Source organism: Streptomyces sp. LaPpAH-108, from assembly GCF_000373625.1.
Classification (GTDB): domain Bacteria; phylum Actinomycetota; class Actinomycetes; order Streptomycetales; family Streptomycetaceae; genus Streptomyces.
The window spans coordinates 22,054-39,911 of sequence record NZ_KB891993.1 but is presented as its reverse complement, the minus strand read 5'-3'; the positions used below and the strand labels follow the sequence as shown (position 1 = coordinate 39,911).

The 17,858-nt window shown below is 72.0% G+C and carries 13 protein-coding genes; 12 read left to right on the top strand and 1 reads right to left on the bottom strand.

Annotation, left to right across the window (positions count from 1 at the left end):
- Nucleotides 1–11: 11 nt before the first annotated feature.
- On the bottom strand, nucleotides 12–2,489 hold the full coding sequence (locus B079_RS0111555; RefSeq protein ID WP_078495922.1) for a ThuA domain-containing protein: 2,478 nt from the start codon (nucleotides 2,487–2,489) through the stop codon (nucleotides 12–14).
- Between the two features lie 201 nt (nucleotides 2,490–2,690).
- Here B079_RS0111555 and B079_RS0111550 point away from each other — a divergent pair, with 201 nt between their 5' ends.
- From B079_RS0111550 to B079_RS0111500, 12 genes are all read left to right on the top strand, one after another.
- The gene (locus B079_RS0111550; protein WP_026248587.1) at nucleotides 2,691–3,668 is read left to right on the top strand and encodes a multicopper oxidase domain-containing protein; all 978 of its coding nucleotides are present in this window, start codon (nucleotides 2,691–2,693) and stop codon (nucleotides 3,666–3,668) included.
- Nucleotides 3,669–3,815: 147 nt separating this feature from the next.
- Nucleotides 3,816–4,997, top strand: coding sequence for an ROK family protein (locus tag B079_RS0111545; RefSeq protein ID WP_018545958.1), 1,182 nt, complete (start codon nucleotides 3,816–3,818; stop codon nucleotides 4,995–4,997).
- The gene (locus tag B079_RS35170; protein ID WP_158684963.1) at nucleotides 4,994–5,260 is read left to right on the top strand and encodes a hypothetical protein; all 267 of its coding nucleotides are present in this window, start codon (nucleotides 4,994–4,996) and stop codon (nucleotides 5,258–5,260) included. The genes B079_RS0111545 and B079_RS35170 overlap by 4 nt, the downstream gene beginning before the upstream one ends.
- A 10-nt stretch (nucleotides 5,261–5,270) precedes the next feature.
- Entirely contained in the window at nucleotides 5,271–6,788 is a 1,518-nt protein-coding gene (locus B079_RS0111540; protein WP_026248586.1) for a sugar ABC transporter ATP-binding protein, read from the top strand.
- Nucleotides 6,785–7,804, top strand: coding sequence for an ABC transporter permease (locus B079_RS0111535; protein ID WP_018545956.1), 1,020 nt, complete (start codon nucleotides 6,785–6,787; stop codon nucleotides 7,802–7,804). Before B079_RS0111540 ends, B079_RS0111535 begins: the two co-directional genes overlap by 4 nt.
- 56 nt (nucleotides 7,805–7,860) lie before the next feature.
- Nucleotides 7,861–8,901, top strand: a complete 1,041-nt coding sequence (locus B079_RS0111530; RefSeq protein WP_018545955.1) for a substrate-binding domain-containing protein — start codon at nucleotides 7,861–7,863, stop codon at nucleotides 8,899–8,901.
- A gap of 227 nt (nucleotides 8,902–9,128) precedes the next feature.
- Nucleotides 9,129–10,277, top strand: a complete 1,149-nt coding sequence (locus tag B079_RS0111525; protein WP_420705768.1) for a Gfo/Idh/MocA family protein — start codon at nucleotides 9,129–9,131, stop codon at nucleotides 10,275–10,277.
- 13 nt (nucleotides 10,278–10,290) lie between these two features.
- On the top strand, nucleotides 10,291–11,289 hold the full coding sequence (locus tag B079_RS0111520; protein WP_018545953.1) for a sugar phosphate isomerase/epimerase family protein: 999 nt from the start codon (nucleotides 10,291–10,293) through the stop codon (nucleotides 11,287–11,289).
- Nucleotides 11,290–11,395: 106 nt separating this feature from the next.
- On the top strand, nucleotides 11,396–13,885 hold the full coding sequence (locus B079_RS0111515) for a PQQ-dependent sugar dehydrogenase (protein WP_018545952.1): 2,490 nt from the start codon (nucleotides 11,396–11,398) through the stop codon (nucleotides 13,883–13,885).
- 15 nt (nucleotides 13,886–13,900) lie between these two features.
- Nucleotides 13,901–15,250, top strand: a complete 1,350-nt coding sequence (locus B079_RS0111510; RefSeq protein WP_018545951.1) for a ThuA domain-containing protein — start codon at nucleotides 13,901–13,903, stop codon at nucleotides 15,248–15,250.
- Nucleotides 15,251–15,341: 91 nt separating this feature from the next.
- Nucleotides 15,342–16,496: an inositol-3-phosphate synthase gene (locus tag B079_RS31740; protein ID WP_018545950.1), complete on the top strand. Its 1,155-nt coding sequence runs from the start codon at nucleotides 15,342–15,344 to the stop codon at nucleotides 16,494–16,496.
- Between the two features lie 143 nt (nucleotides 16,497–16,639).
- On the top strand, nucleotides 16,640–17,608 hold the full coding sequence (locus B079_RS0111500; protein WP_018545949.1) for an SCO3242 family prenyltransferase: 969 nt from the start codon (nucleotides 16,640–16,642) through the stop codon (nucleotides 17,606–17,608).
- The last annotated feature ends 250 nt before the right edge of the window (nucleotides 17,609–17,858 follow it).

Here is a 17,858-nt window from a genome sequence, read left to right as displayed (position 1 = left end):
GGGTCGATGTCTCACTGTGCCGCCTTCCTGGCCAGATCCTTCGCGGCGGGCGTGGCCGCGCCGCCGGTGTACGTCACGTGCCACAGCGCGGACTGGGAGTCGGAGGTGAAGAAGCCGCGCCCGTAGTCCAGGACGTAGAGCGAACCGTCCGGGGCGAACTTCCAGTCCATGAGGTTGCGGATGCCGCCCTGCCCGACCGGGATGATCTTCTTCAGGGACTCCGCCGTGACCGGCAGCCCGCCCTTGCCGACGGTCTTCGGGTCGGTGAGCACCGCGTGGCGCGGGTTGTCCGCGTCGTAGAAGTCACCGACGAACCACTTGCCGTCCCAGTACTCGGGCCACGCCCCGGCGCCGGCCTTCGCCGCGTCGTAGCGGTAGACCGGGCCGTCCATGGTGGCCTGACCGCCGCCCTTGAGCCACGGCAGCAGGTAGGTGGCCTCCTCGTTCTTGTAGCTGGGCACACCCGCCGCGTTGCGCGGGAAGTCGGGGGCGCCGCCCTGCGGGGAGTACCAGATGGTGTTGCCGGTGACGGGCGGGAGGTTCACCAGGCCGTCGTTGTTCGGGGACTCGTTCTTCGGGGCGTCGCAGTCGTACCAGCCCAGCGGCTTGGTCGGGTCCGGCAGATTGCGGTCGCGGTAGGGCTGCTTGTTGCCCATGCAGAACGGCCAGCCGTGGTTGCCCGCCTTGGTGATCGCGGCGAACGTGTCGTACTTCGCCGGTCCCCAGGTGGTGCTCGGCGCGCCCGCGTCGGGGCCGACCCAGCCCGCGTAGAGGATGTCGGTCTTCTTGTCGACAGAGATCCGCGCCGGGTTGCGGACGCCCATCACATAGATCTCGCCCCGGGTCTTGCCGCCGCCCTCGTCCTGCTCCTTGCCGGTGAAGAGGTTGCCCTCGGGCAGCGTGTACGTGCCGTCCGGCTCCGGGTGGATGCGCAGGATCTTGCCGTTGAGGTTGTGCGTGTTGCCCGCGGTGCGGCGGGCGTCCGCGAAGGACAGGCCCTTGTAATTGGGCTGCGGATTGTTGCCGGAGTAACCGTCGCTGAAACCGGAGGAGTTGTTGTCACCGGTCGCGATGTAGAGGTTGCCCTTGGAGTCCCAGGCCATCCCGCCGCCCGCGTGACAGCAACTGTGCACCTGGACGGGCCACTTGAGCAACACCTTCTCCGACGCCAGGTCGAGCTTGTTGGTGGCGCGGTCCAACGTGAAGCGGGAGACGCGGCGTTCGGCCACCTGCTTGTCGCGGTCGAGACCGGAGTGCGGGGTGTAGTGCAGATACACCCAGCCGTTGGACTCGAAGCCGGGGTCCAGCTCGATGCCGAGCAACCCCTCCTCGACCTTGGTCAGTTCGTCGCCGCCGCCCTTATTGCCGAAGACGGTCAGGGCGCCCGCGAGCGTGACCTTCTTGGTGGCGGGGTCGTAGATGTGGATCTGGCCGATGCCCTTGCCGATGTCGGGGTTGTTCCAGTCGGTGACAACCGGGGCCTCGTTCGTACCACCGCCCCGGCCGATGTACAGCACCCGCCCGTCGGGTGCCACGACCATGCCGTGCGGCTCACCGATCTGGTCCTGCTGACCGGGCTGGTTCGGCTGAGTGACGCGCACCGCCGCGTAGTTGGCGTCGATGGTCGCCTTGCAGTCGGCGCGGGAGAGCCGGGTGGTCCACAGCAGCGCGCCGCGCAGATGGTCGCGGAAGTCGGTCTCCGCGAACGACTCGACCGTGCCGCCCATCGCGGTGTAGAAGGACCGGCCGCCGTCGTAGTCCCGGCACCAGGAGACCGGGTGGTCCACGCCGTTGGCGCCGGTGCCCGGCTGGTAGCTGCTCTCCCGGACCTTGGCGACGGTGTGCACCTTGCCGGTGGGGTTGCTCGTCCAGTTGAACCACGTGTCGGGCCGCTTCCACTCCAGCGGCAGATCCTTCGTGGCCGGATGACTCCGGTCGGGGATCTCGACGACGGCACGCTGCACGGCAGTTGGGCTCCCGCTCGCGGGACGGGCGCCGATCAGGCCGGTGAACCAGTCGGAGTACGGCTCCGTCCTGGCCGCGTCGTGGATGCCGAGGAAGCCGCCGCCCGCCTTGAGGTAGGACTCCAGACCGGCTTCCTGCTCGGGATCGAGGACGTCTCCGCCGCCGGTCAGGAAGACCACGGCGTTGAAGGTGCCCAGCCGCTTGTCGTTGGTGAAGACCGAGGCGTCGTCCGTGGCCACGGTCTTGAAGCGCTGTTCGGCGGGGCCGGTCAGGCCGATGGACTCGATGGCCTCGATGCCCGCGTCCACGGTCGGCGACTCCTCGGTGGCCGAGGCGTGGAAGACGAGCACCTTGACGTTCTTGCCTCCCGGCGGCGACGGCAGCGCCGACGCCCGCTGCTCAGGGAACGGCCGGGCCATGGCGGCCGTACCTCCGCTCAGCAGGGATGCCGCCAGGGCCCCCGCCGTCAGGGCCGCGGCAGCCGCGCGCCGGGATCTCGACCGGTGATGTGGTGCGCTCTGCATGGGTCACCCACCCTCCGTGGTCTCAGCAACAGCGCCAGAAGCTAGACGCCTTTCAACGACCCGCCAATACCAACGGACGGAATCTCACCAACTTTGTCCTGAGTGTGGATAAACGAGGAGTACGGCTCTACCGTGGCCGTCCCCACGGGGACTTCCGCTCCCCATCCGTCTCCTCACAGCACTGGAGAGACCGGTATGGCTCTGGACAGAAGGACGTTCGGGCGACGGATGCTGGCCGGTGGCATGGTCGCCGCCGCCGGTACGGCAACGTTGTCGGTGGCCTCGGCCCCCTCCGCCGCGCCCGCGGAGACCTCCCCGCCCACCGCCCCGGCCGGCGGTCAGGTGCGCCATCTCAAGCTCTACGCCGAGAAATTGCCGGGCGGACAGCTCGGGTACGGCCTGGAGAAGGGCAAGGCCACCGTGCCGGGCCCGCTCATCGAGCTGGTCGAGGGCGACACCCTGCACATCGAGTTCGAGAACACCACCGACGTGGACGCCAGCCTCCACGTCCACGGCGTCGACTACGACATCGCCAACGACGGCACCCGGATGACGGGCAGCCATGTCGAACCCGGCGGCACCCGCACCTACACCTGGCGCACCCACGCACCGGGACGGCGCAAGGACGGCACCTGGCAGGCGGGCAGCGCCGGTTACTGGCACTACCACGACCACGTCGTGGGCACCGACCACGGAACCGGCGGCATCCGCAAGGGCCTCTACGGTCCGGTGGTCGTGCGCCGGAAGGGCGACATCCTGCCGGACAAGCAGTTCACGATCGTCTTCAACGACATGACGATCAACAACAAGACGGCGGGGGAGACCCCGGACTTCGAGGCCACGGTGGGCGATCGCGTCGAGATCATCATGATCACGCACGGCGAGTACTACCACACGTTCCACATGCACGGTCATCGCTGGGCCGACAACCGCACGGGCCTGCTCACCGGACCCGACGACCCCAGCCGCGTGATCGACAACAAGATCACCGGACCGGCGGACTCCTTCGGCTTCCAGGTCATAGCGGGCGAACACGTGGGTGCGGGCGCGTGGATGTACCACTGCCACGTACAGAGCCATTCCGACATGGGGATGGCCGGGCTGTTCCTGGTGGCGAAGCCCGACGGGACGGTGCCGGGCCACACCGGACACCACACCGCCGCGCACCACGACCACTGAGGCCCGTACGCGGCTTTGTCCTGTGAGTGGAGAAAGTGGGCACGAATTCCCGCGCTACTTCTTCCCAGTCCCGGCAGCCGCTGCTACGTTCCCCCCGAAAGAACGCGACGGACGGCCACATCGAGGCGGGAGGGATCCGTGAGACGCATGACGGCACGACCCGCCAACGCCCACCAGGCCAGACTGCTGCGCCTGTTGCGCGACCAGGGCCCCAACTCGCGGGCCCAGCTGGGCGATCAGGTCGAGCTGTCGCGGTCCAAGCTCGCGGTAGAGGCGGACCGTCTCCTGCAGACGGGGCTGATCGTGGCCGACGGACTCGCCGCCTCGCGCGGCGGGCGCCGTTCCCACAATCTGCGGCTCGCCCCGAGCCTGCGCTTCCTCGGCATCGACATCGGCGCGACCTCGGTCGACGTCGCCGTCACCAACGCCGAGCTGGAGGTCCTTGGCCACCTCAACGAACCCCTGGACGTACGCGAGGGCCCGGTCGCGGTCTTCGAGCACGTCCTCGCCATGGCGGCGAAGCTCAGGTCCTCCGGGCTGGCGGAGGGGTTCGACGGCGCCGGTATCGGCGTCCCGGGCCCGGTCCGCTTCCCGGAAGGCGTGCCGGTCGCCCCGCCGATCATGCCCGGCTGGGACGGCTTCCCCGTACGGGAGGCGCTCAGCCAGGAACTCGGCTGCCCCGTCATGGTCGACAACGACGTGAACCTGATGGCGATGGGCGAGCAGCAGGCAGGCGTCGCCCGCTCGGTCGGCGACTTCCTCTGCGTCAAGATCGGCACCGGCATCGGCTGCGGCATCGTCGTCGGCGGCGAGGTCTACCGGGGGGCCACGGGCAGCGCGGGCGACATCGGGCACATCCAGGCCGTGCCCGACGGACACCCCTGCGCCTGTGGCAACCGCGGTTGTCTGGAGGCCCACTTCAGCGGAGCGGCGCTCGCCCGTGACGCGAGGGAGGCGGCCGGTCAGGGACTCTCGGCGGAACTCGCCTCCCGCCTGGAGACGCACGGCACCCTGAGCGCCGTCGACATCGCCGCCGCAGCCGCCGCGGGCGACACCGTCTCGCTCGACCTCATCCGGGAGGGCGGCACCCGCACCGGCCAGGTCATCGCGGGCCTGGTCAGCTTCTTCAACCCCGGTCTCGTGGTGATCGGCGGCGGGGTGACCGGCCTCGGCCACACCCTGCTCGCCGCGATCCGCACCCAGGTCTACCGCCAGTCGCTGCCGCTCGCGACCGGCAATCTGCCCATCGTCCTGGGGGAGTTGGGCCAGAACGCCGGAGTCATCGGCGCGGCCCGCCTCATCAGCGACCACCTGTTCTCCCCCGCGTGACCGCCGCCGTCCGGCACGAACCGCCGGACGGCCCGCAGGAACAGCGCCACGGAACGTACCGCGCGAGCACGACCCGGCAGACCTGCCGCGCCCCGCGTGAGCACCACCCGCACCGCCTACGACCCGCACCGCGCACCACCGCGCACCACCGCGCACCACCGCGTACGACCCGGCACCGCGCATCACCCCGCACCGCTCTGCCCGCCCCGGTCCGCCCGGCCCGTCGGCGCACCGCCCTGAAACAGGCCCGCACGCCCGCCTAGGGGAACCCACATGGCATCGGAACCACCTCTGCTCAGCATGACCGGCATCACCAAGGCGTTCCCCGGAGTCCGGGCGCTCGACGGCGTCGACCTCGACGTGCAGGAGGGCGAGGTCCACTGCCTGCTCGGCCAGAACGGCGCCGGAAAGTCCACCCTCATCAAGGTCCTCGCCGGAGCCCACCAGCCCGACACCGGCGTCATCCGCTGGCGCGGCGACCCCGTCGTGCTGCGCTCCCCGATGGCCGCCATGCGCCTCGGCATCGCCACCATCTACCAGGAACTCGACCTGGTGGAGCACCTGTCGGTCGCCGAGAACGTCCACCTCGGCCATGAGCCCACCACCGCCGGATTCGTCGTCCGGGGCCGCACCGCCCGCGCGAACACCGCCGCGCTGCTGCGCCGCCTGGGCCACCCCGAGATCGAACCGGGGCGTCTGGTAGGGGAGTTGTCCGCCGCCCAGCAGCAGATCGTGTCCATGGCGCGGGCGTTGTCCCACGACGTACGGCTCATCGTGATGGACGAACCGTCCGCCGCGCTCGACCCCGACGAGGTCGACAACCTCTTCCGCGTGGTCGCCGGACTCACCGCCGAGGGCGTCGCGGTCGTCCACATCTCGCACCGCCTGGACGAGATCCGCCGCATCGGCGACCGCGTGACCGTGCTGAAGGACGGCCGGGCCGTGGCACGCGGGCTGCCCGCGAAGACGACCCCGACCCGCGAGGTCGTCACCCTGATGACGGGACGCGACGTCGAGTACGTCTTCCCCGACCGCCCCGCCGAACCCCCCACCGGAGAACCGGTGCTGGAGGTGCGGGGGCTCTCCCGCAGCGGCGAGTTCGCCCCGTTCGACCTCGCTGTGCGGCCGGGCGAGATCGTCGGGATCGCCGGGCTCGTCGGCTCCGGCCGCTCCGAGATCCTGGAGACCGTCTACGGTGCCCGCAAACCCGACACCGGCCAGGTCCTGGTCGGCGGCCGTCCGGTGCGCCCCGGCAGCGTACGCGCCGCCGTGCGGGCGGGCATCGGGCTCGCCCCCGAGGAACGCAAGGCGCAGGCCCTGCTCATGCTGGAGTCCGTCACCCGCAACGTCTCGGTGTCCTCCCTCTCCCGGTTCGCGCGCGGCGGCTGGATCGACCGGACCGCCGAGCGCGGCGCCGCACGCGCCGCGACCCGCGAACTCTCCCTGCGCCCCGACAACCCCGCCGTCCCCGTGCGCACCCTCTCCGGCGGCAACCAGCAAAAGGCCGTCCTCGCCCGCTGGCTGCTGCGCGGCTGCCGGGTGCTGCTCCTCGATGAGCCGACCCGGGGCGTCGACGTGGGCGCCCGCGCCGAGCTGTACGCCGTGGTGCGCAGGCTCGCCGACGAGGGCCTCGCCGTCCTGCTGGTCTCCAGCGAGGTCCCCGAGGTGCTGGGCCTCGCCGACCGCGTCCTGGTGCTGCGCGAGGGCCACGTCGTCCACACGGCGCCCGCCCGCGCACTCGACGAGCACCGCGTCCTCGACCTCGTCATGGAAGGAAGCCCGGCGTCATGACGCAGCCCGCCTCCCCGCCCCGGTACGGCACCGGCAAGGTGCCCGCCGCCGCCCCGCCCCCCGCCTGGCGCGCGCTCGCGGGCCGCGCCGACATCCGCACCCTCTCCCTGCTCGGCGTCCTCGCCGTCCTGATCGTGATCGGCGGCGTCACCAAGCCGGACGAGTTCCTGGACACCCGCAACCTCCAGCTCGTCCTCACCCAGGCGTCGGTGATCGGTGTCGTCACCGTCGGCATGACCTTCGTCATCACCTCGGGCGGCATCGATCTGTCCGTCGGCGCGATCGTCGCGCTGGCCTCGGTGTGGGCGACGACGGTGGCCACCCAGGACTTCGGGTTCGCGGGCATCCTCTTCACCGCGGTGATCGTCGGCGTGGGCTGCGGACTGGTCAACGGGCTGCTCGTCGCCTACGGCGGCCTGGTCCCGTTCATCGCCACGCTCGCCATGCTGGCCTCCGCGCGCGGACTGGCCCTCCAGATCACCGGCGGGCGCACGCAGATCGTCACCGTCGACTCCGTCCTGAGCCTCGGCGAGCGCGACGCCTACGTCCTCGGCATCCCCCCACTGGTCCTGGTCTTCGCGGTGGTGACCGTCATCGGCTGGCTGGTGCTCAACCGCACCACCTTCGGCCGCCGCACCGTCGCCGTCGGCGGCAACGCCGAGGCCGCCCGGCTCGCCGGGATCGACGTCCGCCGCCAGCGTCTCTACCTCTATCTGCTGTCCGGGCTGTGCTGCGGGATCGCCGCCTTCCTGCTGATCATCCTGTCCGGCTCCGGCCAGAACACCAACGGCAACCTCTACGAGCTGGACGCCATCGCCGCCGCGATCATCGGCGGCACGCTGCTCACCGGGGGACGCGGCACCATCACCGGCTCCGTGCTCGGCGTCCTGATCTTCACCACGATCACCGACATCTTCGCCCTGAACAACCTCCAGACCGACGTCCAGCAGATCGCCAAGGGCGCGATCATCGTCGCCGCCGTGCTGGTCCAGCGCCGGACCGCGAACTCGGTCTGAGCACACCCGAAGCCCCCTCCCGCGTACACCCGAGCCCCGAGGAAAGGTCCACCGCCATGTCGCACCTCCCCAGTCGCAGAGGACTGCTGTTCGGGAGCGCCGCCGTCTCCGCCGGCGTCGTGCTCGCCGGGTGCACGAGCAACGAGTCCAAGGACGACAAGACCGGCGCGGACGACCAGCCGGTCGCCGACGACAAGCCCGGCAAGCGCGTCACCATCGGCTTCGCCGGTCCGCAGGCCGACCACGGCTGGCTCAACGCCATCAACGACAACGCCAAGCGCCGCGCCAAGAAGTACGCGGACGTCACCCTGGAGATCACCGAGGGCTCCAACGACACCGCCGCGCAGATCGGCCAGATCGAGACGCTGATCAACAAGAAGGTCGACGTGCTGGTGGTGCTGCCCGCCGACGGCAAGGCCCTCACCCAGGTCGGGCTGAAGGCGATGCGCGCGGGCATCCCGGTCGTCAACCTCGACCGCGTCTTCAACAGCCCCCAGGCGTACCGCTGCTGGATCGGCGGCGACAACTACGGCATGGGCCTCAACGCCGGGCACTACATCGGCGAGAAGCTCAAGGACAAGGCGAACGCCCGCGTCGTCGAGCTGGCCGGGCTCGACAACCTGGAACTGACCCGCCAGCGCACCAAGGGCTTCGACGACGCGCTGAAGAACTACCCGAACATCAAGAAGGTCGCCCGCCAGGCCGCCGACTTCACCGTCGAGTCCGGCCAGGCCAAGATGGCCCAACTCCTCCAGGCCCAGTCGAAGTTCGACGCCCTGTGGAACCACGACGACGACCAGGGCGTGGGCGCGCTGCGGGCCATCGAGCAGGCCGGGCGCGACGACTTCCTGATGGTCGGCGGCGCCGGTGCCCTCGCCGCGTTCCAGGCGATCGAGCGCGGCGACAGCGTGCTCAAGGCGACCGTCCTCTACCCGCCGACGATGGCCGCCTCCGCGATCGACCTCGCCCGCGCCCTCGGCCAGAACAAGGGCGTCGGCGGCCTCGCCGAGTTCGAGATCCCCGCCTCCCTCACCCTCTACTCGGCCGTGGTCGACAAGGACAACGTCGACCGGTACATGCCCACCGGCTTCCGGTGACGGGGCCCTTGCCGCACCCGCACGGCACCACCCCGTACGAGGACGAGGAGAGGACCCACCTCATGGCACAGCCGCAGCAGTCAGCAGGGGCACAGGCCGGAGCGGACCGGCCGGAGGGCGGCGAGGACCGCCCGGCCGGGGAAGCCGATCGCGTGGCGGGGCAGGAGGCGCGCCCCGCCGGGGACGGCGACCGTCCGGCCGCCGGGAAACCGCCGCTGCGCGTCGGCATGGTCGGCTACGCCTTCATGGGCGCCGCCCACTCCCAGGGCTGGCGCACCGCGGGCCGCGTCTTCGACCTGCCCCGCCGCCCGGTCCTCTCCGTGCTCTGCGGGCGCGACGGCGCCGCCGCCCGCGCCGCCGCCGACCGGCACGGCTGGGCCGCCACCGAGACCGACTGGCGTGCCCTGATCGCCCGCGACGACGTCGACCTGGTCGACATCTGCACCCCCGGCGACAGCCACGCCGAGATCGCGGTCGCCGCCCTCGCCGCGGGCAAGCACGTGCTGTGCGAGAAGCCCCTCGCCAACACCGTCGAGGAGGCCGAGGCGATGGCCCGCGCGGCCCAAGAGGCTTACGACCGAGGGCAGTTGGCGATGGTCGGCTTCAACTACCGCCGCGTCCCCGCCGTCGCCCTCGCCCGGCGGATGATCACCGAGGGGCGGCTCGGCACCCTGCGGCACGTCCGGGTGGCGTACCTCCAGGACTGGCTGGTGGACCCGGAGTTCCCGCTGACCTGGCGGCTGCGCAAGGAGGCGGCGGGCTCGGGCGCGCTCGGCGATCTGGGGGCGCACATCGTCGATGTCGCGCAGTACCTCGCGGGCGAGACGCTTTCCGGGGTCTCCGCCCTGACCGAGACCTTCGTACGGCAGCGGCCCCTGCCGGGTGCGCCCACCAGCGGCCTGGCCGCCGTCACCGCGGCAGGGACCGGCCAGGTCACCGTGGACGACGCCGCCGTGTTCACCGCCCGCTTCCCCTCCGGCGCCCTCGCCTCCTTCGAGGCCACCCGCTACGCCACCGGCCGCAAGAACGCCCTGCGCCTCGAACTCAACGGCGAGCGCGGCTCGTTGGCCTTCGACCTGGAGCGGCTCAACGAGCTGCACTACCACGACGCCACCGAGGCGGCCACCCATGCGGGCTTCCGCCGCATCCTCGTCACCGAGCCCGACCACCCCTATCTGGACGCCTGGTGGCCGCCGGGGCACGGACTCGGCTACGAGCACACCTTCGTCCACCAGGCCCGCGACCTCGTGCACGCCATCGCCGAGGGCCGCAGGCCGGAGCCGTCCTTCGCCGACGGACTCCAGGTGCAGCGCGTCCTGGCCGCCGTCGAGGAGAGCGCGGCGAAGAACTCCGTCTACACCCCGATCGCGGTCTGAGGAGGGCCCCGCCATGCCCCGCACCTTCACCCTGTTCACCGGCCAGTGGGCCGACCTCCCGCTGGAGGAGGTCTGCCGCCTCGCCCGCGACTTCGGCTACGACGGCCTCGAACTCGCCTGCTGGGGCGACCACTTCGAGGTCGACAAGGCGCTGGCCGACCCGTCGTACGTGAAGTCGCGCCATCAACTCCTGGACAAGTACGGCCTGAAGTGCTGGGCGATCTCCAACCACCTGGTCGGACAGGCCGTTTGCGACGCCATCATCGACGAACGCCACCAGGCGATCCTGCCCGCCCGGATCTGGGGCGACGGCGACGCCGAGGGCGTACGCAGGCGGGCCGCCGCGGAGATCGCGGACACCGCCCGCGCCGCAGCGGCCTTCGGTGTCGACACCGTGATCGGCTTCACCGGCTCGGCCATCTGGCACCTCGTCGCCATGTTCCCGCCCGCGTCCGAGGCGATGATCGAGCGCGGCTACGACGACTTCGCCGCGCGCTGGAACCCCATCCTCGACGTGTTCGACGCCGAGGGCGTGCGCTTCGCCCACGAGGTCCACCCCAGCGAGATCGCCTACGACTACTGGACCACGCAGCGCGCCCTGGCCGCCGTGGGGAACCGGCCCGCCTTCGGCCTCAACTTCGACCCCTCCCACTTCGTGTGGCAGGACCTGGACCCGGTCGGCTTCCTGTGGGACTTCCGCGACCGGATCTACCACGTCGACTGCAAGGAGGCCCGCAAGCGGCTCGACGGCCGCAACGGGCGCCTCGGCTCCCATCTGCCCTGGGGCGACCCGCGCCGGGGCTGGGACTTCGTCTCCGCCGGACACGGCGACGTGCCCTGGGAGGACGTCTTCCGCATGCTGCGCTCCATCGACTACCGGGGTCCGGTCTCCGTCGAGTGGGAGGACGCCGGGATGGACCGGCTCCAGGGCGCCCCCGAGGCGCTGGCCCGCCTCAAGGCGTACGACTTCGACCCGCCGTCGGCCTCGTTCGACGCGGCCTTCGGCAACTGACCCGACCGGCTCCCCGCCCCATCGACTCCCCGCCCCTCACCGGGATGACGGCGCATCCCGGCGCACCCGCACCCGCCCGTACGACCCGCCCCATCTGGAGGCACACGTGCACGGGAACGACCGCCCCACCGGTACCCCCACCCGGCCGCCACGGCTGCGTACCGCCCTGGCCCTGTTCGGCGCGGCGCTGCTCCTCGGCGCCGCCCCCGCCCTCACCGCACCCGGCGCCGCCGTCGCCGCCCCCGCCGACCGGGGCGGCACGGTGGCCGCCGAGGACTTCCAGCAGGTCGCCCTCGCCCAGGGCGCGGCGGAGGTCGGCGAGCCCATGAGCCTCGCCGTCCTGCCCGACCGCTCGGTCCTGCACACCTCCCGCGACGGCGAACTCCGCCTCACCGACGCCACCGGCACCACCCGCACCGCGGGCAGGCTCGCCGTCTACTCCCACGACGAGGAAGGACTCCAAGGCGTCGGTGTGGACCCGCACTTCACCGACAACCGGTTCGTCTACCTCTACTACGCGCCCCCGCTGGACACCCCCTCCGGCGACGCCCCCGAGACCGGCACCGCCGCCGACTTCGCCCCCTTCGACGGCGTCAACCGGCTCTCCCGCTTCGTCCTGAAGACCGACGGCACCCTGGACACGGCCAGCGAGAAGAAGATCCTGGACGTGCCGACCTCGCGCGGCATCTGCTGCCACGTCGGCGGGGACATCGACTTCGACCAGGACGGCAACCTCTACCTGTCGACCGGCGACGACTCCAACCCCTTCCAGTCCGACGGCTTCACCCCCATCGACGAACGCGCCGACCGCAACCCGGCCTTCGACGCCCAGCGCACCTCCGGCAACACCAACGACCTGCGCGGCAAGATCCTGCGCATCAAGGTGCGGGACGACGGCACCTACACCGTCCCCGACGGCAACCTCTTCGCCCCCGGCACCGCGAAGACCCGCCCCGAGATCTACGCCATGGGCTTCCGCAACCCGTTCCGCTTCAGCGTCGACAAGGAGACCGGCATCCTCTACGTCGGCGACTACGGCCCCGACGCCGGTGCCGCCGACCCCGCCCGAGGCCCCGGCGGCCAGGTCGAGTTCGCCCGCGTGACCGGCCCCGGCAACTTCGGCTGGCCGTACTGCACCGGCAAGAACGACGCCTACGTGGACTACGACTTCGCGACGAAGACCTCCGGCGCCGCCTTCGACTGCGCCGCCCCGAAGAACGACTCGCCGCACAACACGGGCCTGACCGAGCTGCCCCCGGCGCAGCCCGCCTGGATCCCCTACGACGGCGCGTCCGTACCGGAGTTCGGCGACGGCTCCGAGTCCCCGATGGGCGGCCCCGTCTACCACTACGACGCCGCGCTCGACTCCCCGGTGAAGTTCCCCGAGGCGTACGACGGGAACTTCTTCGCCGGTGAGTTCGGCCGCCGCTGGATCAAGCGCATCGACACCGGCGCCGACGGAACCGTGAAGTCGATCAACGCCTTCCCCTGGACCGGCACCCAGGTGATGGACATGGCCTTCGGCCCCGACGGCGCCCTGTACGTCCTGGACTACGGCACCGCCTGGTTCGGCGGCGACGAGAACTCCGCGCTCTACCGCATCGAGAACGCCACCGACGGCCACTCGCCCGTCGCCAAGGCCGCCGCCGACAAGACCTCCGGGCAGGCCGCGCTGAAGGTCCGCTTCTCCTCGGCCGGCACCACCGACCAGGACGGCGACACCCTCACCCACCACTGGGACTTCGGCGACGGCACCAGCTCCACCGCCGCCAACCCCACGCATACGTACCGCAAGAACGGCACCTACACCGCGACCCTGACCGCCGAGGACCCCTCCGGCCGCACCGGCAGCGCCGCCGTACGGATCGTCGTCGGCAACACCGCGCCCACGGTGACGCTCCAACTCCCGCAGGACGGCCAGCTGTTCAGCTTCGGTGACGCCGTGCCGTTCACCGTGAGGGTCACCGACCCCGAGGACGGCAGGAACATCGACTGCTCCAAGGTCACCGTCCACTTCATCCTCGGCCACGACACCCACGGCCACCCGCTGACCTCCGCGCAGGGCTGCACCGGCACCATCCAGACCAGCGCCGACGGCGGCCACGACGAGGACGAGAACATCTTCGGCGTGTTCGACGCCGAGTACACCGACAACGGAGGCGGCGGCCAGGCCGCGCTCACCTCCCACGACCAGAACGTCGCCCAGCCCCGCCACCGCCAGGCCGAGCACTACAGCGACTCCTCGGGCATCACCCTCCAGTCCAAGGACACCGCCCACGGCGGCAAGACCGTCGGCGACATCCACGACGGCGACTGGATCTCCTTCACGCCCTACGCGCTCGGCAACGCCAAGAAGATCACCGCACGGATCTCCTCCGGCGGAGTGGGCGGCACCCTCGAGGTCCGTGCCGGATCGGCCAAGGGAACCCTGCTCGGCAAGGCCACCGTGCCGGTGACCGGCGGCTGGGAGACCTTCCAGGACGTGAGCGCCGGCCTCTCCCGCGCGCCGAAGGGCACGACCACGCTCTACCTGGTCTTCAAGGGCGGCACCGGAGCCCTCTACGACGTGGACGACTTCACCTTCACCACCGGCTGAGCGGAGGGCACCCCCATGCGCACCACACGCCCGCGCACCACACGCCTGCTCACCACCGCGGCCGTCGGCACCGCGCTGCTCCTCGGCTGCGTCACCGGCCCGGCCGCCGCGCGCCCCTCGGACGACGGACGGGTCCTGGTCTTCTCCAAGACCGCCGGATTCCGCCACGACTCCATCCCCGACGGCATCGCGGCCGTGCAGCAGCTCGGCGCCACCGACGGCCTCACGGTCGACGCCACCGAGGACGCGAGCGCCTTCACCGCCCGCAACCTGCGCCGCTACGACGCCGTCGTCTTCCTCTCCACCACCGGCGACGTCCTGAACCCCGCCCAGCAGCGGGCCTTCGAGGGCTACATCCGCCAGGGCGGCGGCTACGTGGGCGTCCACGCCGCCGCCGACACCGAGTACGACTGGCCGTTCTACGGCGGACTCGCCGGGGCGTACTTCCAGTCGCACCCGGCGATCCAGCCCGCCACCGTCGTGGTCGAGGACCACGCCCACCCCTCGACCGCCCACCTGCCCGACCGGTGGGAACGCACCGACGAGTGGTACAACTACCGCTCCGATCCACGCGAACGCGCCCACGTCCTGGCCTCGCTCGACGAGTCCACGTACTCCGGCGGCACCATGAACGGCGACCACCCGATCGCCTGGTGCCAGGAGTACCAGGGGGGCCGCGCCTTCTACACCGGCGGCGGTCACACCAAGGAGTCCTACGCCGACCCCGCCTTCCGCGCCCACCTGCTGGGCGGCCTGCGGTGGGCGACCGGCACCGCACAGGCCGACTGCCGCCCGGAGAACGGCTACCACCCGCTCTTCGACGGCACCGCCGCCTCCCTCGAGAACTGGCGGCAGGCGGGGCCCGGCTCCTTCACCCTGGCCGACGACGGCACGCTGACCTCCACCGGCGGCATGGGCCTGCTCTGGTACGCCGCCTCCGGCCTCACCTCGTACTCCCTGAAACTCGACTGGCAGGTCACCGGCGACAGCAACTCCGGCGTCTTCGTGGGCTTCCCGCCCTCGGACGACCCCTGGTCCGCCGTCGACAACGGCTACGAGATCCAGATCGACGCCACCGACGTCCCGGAGAAGACCACCGGGGCGGTGTACGGCTTCCAGTCCGCCGACCTGGCGGCACGGGACCGCGCGCTGAACCCGCCGGGGGAGTGGAACACGTACGAGATCCGCGTGGAGGGCGAACGCCTCCGCGTCCGGCTCAACGGCGTACTGGTCAACGACTTCACCAACACCGACCCGGCCCGCAGCCTGCGGGACGGACACATCGGCCTCCAGAACCACGGGGACGGTGACCAGGTGTCGTTCCGTGACGTCCGGATCAAGGAACTGCCCGCTCAGGGCCGCTGACCGGCGGCGGGCGGGAGGCGCCGTACTCCCGCCCGCCGTCTTCCACCGCACCGCTGCCCGAGCGCGTCCGCGCCCGACAAGGAGGCCGACCATGTCCGCGTCCCGTTCCCGAGGCCCCGCCGGAGTGTGGCTCATCGGCGCCCGAGGCTCCGTCGCGACCACCGTCGTCGCGGGCTGCGCCGCGGTGACCGCGGGGCTGCAGCCGCCCACCGGCATGGTCACCGAGACCGCCCTGTTCACCGGCTGCGACCTGCCCGAACTGCCCTCCCTCGTCTTCGGCGGCCACGACACCCTGGACTGCCCGCTGCCCAAACGGGCCGAGGAACTGGCGGCCGGCGGCGTCCTGCCACCCGGCCTGCCCGCCGCCGTCGCCGCCGAACTCGCCGCCGCCGACCGCGAGATCGTCCCGGGCGGCCCGCTCCCGGACGACGACCGCGACGAGCGGCAGCTGATCGACGCCTTCGCCGCCGACATCCGCGACTTCACCGCCCGCCGCGCCCCCGCCGGGACCGTCGTCGTCAACGTGGCCTCCACCGAGCCCGCCGCCGACGGCGACACCCTCCCGCCCAGCTCGCTGTACGCGGTCGCCGCCCTGCGCGCGGGCTGCCCCTACGTCAACTTCACCCCCTCCACCGGCCTCCACCACCCGGCCCTGACCGCCGCCGCTGCGGTGAGCGGGCTGCCGTACGCGGGCCGGGACGGCAAGACCGGCCAGACCCTGCTGCGCTCGGTGCTCGGGCCGATGTTCGCCCAGCGCGCCCTCGCGGTACGGGCCTGGTCCGGCACCAACCTGCTCGGCGGCGGCGACGGCGCCGCACTGGCCGACCCCGCCGCTGCCGCCGCCAAGAACGCGGGCAAGGAACGCGTCCTCACCGACACCCTCGGCACGCCGGTCCAGGGCCAGGTGCACATCGACGACGTGCCCGCCCTCGGCGACTGGAAGACCGCCTGGGACCACATCGCCTTCGACGGCTTCCTCGGCACCCGCATGGTCCTCCAGACCACCTGGCAGGGCTGCGACTCCGCGCTGGCCGCCCCACTGGTGCTCGACCTGGCCCGGCTGATGCTGCGGGCCCGGGAGGCGGGACTCTCGGGCCCGCTGGGGGAACTGGGCTTCTACTTCAAGGACCCGGTGGGAGAGGGGACTTCGGCACTGGGCGAGCAGTACGCGGCGCTCGGGCGGTTCGCGGCGCGGCTTCGTGCCCGTGGGGAGAGTGCTGTGCGGGGTGCGGGGGAGGCGCGGTGAGGGGGAGCGGGCGCGTGGGGACGGTGGTGGGGTTCTACGGGGCGGGGGGTGGCGGTGTTGGTGCTGGTGCCGCTGCCGGGGTCGGCTCCGGGGGTGGTCGGTGGGCTCCTGGCGGGGCCGGGGCGACCGAATCCCCGGCACCGATGGCTGCCCGGGCCGAAGAGGCTCGGCCTGCCGCCGCCGAGCGCCACGGCCAGGGCGTCGGCAGCCGTCTCGCCGCCTGGGCCGAACTCCTGCGCCTCCCGGCCGTGTTCACGGTGCCCGGTGACGTACTGGCGGGCAGCGCGAGTGTCACCGGCCGACCCGGCCCCCGCATCCTGTGGGCCATCGGCTCCTCCCTCTGCCTGTACGAGGCGGGCATGGTCCTCAACGACTGGGCCGACCGCGCCGAGGACGCCGCCGAACGTCCCCACCGCCCCCTGCCCTCGGGTCGCATCCGCCCCGCCGCCGCCCTCACCGCGGCCTGCGCCCTGACCGCCACGGGCCTCGCCCTGGCGGCACGGTCCGGCCGCCCCGCGCTCGCCGTCGCCGCACCCCTGGCCGCGACCGTCTGGGCGTACGACCTCGGCCTCAAGCACACCCCGGCGGGCCCCGCCGCGATGGCGACGGCCCGCGCCCTGGACCTCCTGCTCGGCGCCGCCGCCACCTCGGGCCGCGTCCGGGCCGCCCTTCCCTCCGCCGCCCTGCTCGGCACCCACACCCTCGCGCTCACCACGGTCTCCCGCCACGAGACCCAGGGCGGAGCCCTACTGGCCCCATTGATCGCGCTCGCCACCACCGGCGTCCTGACGCGTCTGCTGAGCCGAGGACTCACCCGGGCTCAACTGCCCGTGAAGACAGGAAGGTTGAACGCGGTCGGACCGGCAGCCCGCGCGGCCTTGCCCGCCGCCTGCGCCCTGGCCTACGCCGCGACCGCCACCCGCCCCTACCTCCACGCCACCCTCAACCCCTCACCCCCGCTGACCCAACGCGCCGTAGGCGGCGGCATCCGCGCCACCATCCCCCTCCAAGCCGCCCTCTGCGCCCGCTCCGGCGCGCCGGTCAGCGCCCTGATCACCGCAGCGCTGGCCCCGCTCGCCGCCCGGTTCGCGAAGAGGGTGAGCGTGACATGAGGGCCGCGATAGGGGTGGGCGCCGAGGGTGCGCGAGCCGACGTATCCGCCGACCGTGCCGGTCGCTGCTGCGGCCATGAGAGCGATGGTGGCGCAGACCTCACGCAAGCCGGGAGCTTTCGCCTCCCGGGCCGCCGCAGGGTTCGCGCAGACGGCGGGCGTGACGCGACCTCTGTGACCTGGCCGTACATCGAGGGTGTGCGGGCCGACGTCCTCACTGACCGTGCCGCTCTCCGCTTCGGCCATGGCAG

Bases quoted from the DNA above. Each gene is read 5' to 3' on its own strand.
- B079_RS0111555 (WP_078495922.1), bottom strand. From the start codon at position 2,489: ATGCAGAGCGCACCACATCACCGGTCGAGATCCCGGCGCGCGGCTGCC.
- B079_RS0111545 (WP_018545958.1), top strand. From the start codon at position 3,816: ATGACGGCACGACCCGCCAACGCCCACCAGGCCAGACTGCTGCGCCTG.
- B079_RS0111540 (WP_026248586.1), top strand. From the start codon at position 5,271: ATGGCATCGGAACCACCTCTGCTCAGCATGACCGGCATCACCAAGGCG.
- B079_RS0111535 (WP_018545956.1), top strand. From the start codon at position 6,785: ATGACGCAGCCCGCCTCCCCGCCCCGGTACGGCACCGGCAAGGTGCCC.
- B079_RS0111530 (WP_018545955.1), top strand. From the start codon at position 7,861: ATGTCGCACCTCCCCAGTCGCAGAGGACTGCTGTTCGGGAGCGCCGCC.
- B079_RS0111525 (WP_420705768.1), top strand. From the start codon at position 9,129: ATGGTCGGCTACGCCTTCATGGGCGCCGCCCACTCCCAGGGCTGGCGC.
- B079_RS0111520 (WP_018545953.1), top strand. From the start codon at position 10,291: ATGCCCCGCACCTTCACCCTGTTCACCGGCCAGTGGGCCGACCTCCCG.
- B079_RS0111510 (WP_018545951.1), top strand. From the start codon at position 13,901: ATGCGCACCACACGCCCGCGCACCACACGCCTGCTCACCACCGCGGCC.
- B079_RS31740 (WP_018545950.1), top strand. From the start codon at position 15,342: ATGTCCGCGTCCCGTTCCCGAGGCCCCGCCGGAGTGTGGCTCATCGGC.
- B079_RS0111500 (WP_018545949.1), top strand. From the start codon at position 16,640: ATGGCTGCCCGGGCCGAAGAGGCTCGGCCTGCCGCCGCCGAGCGCCAC.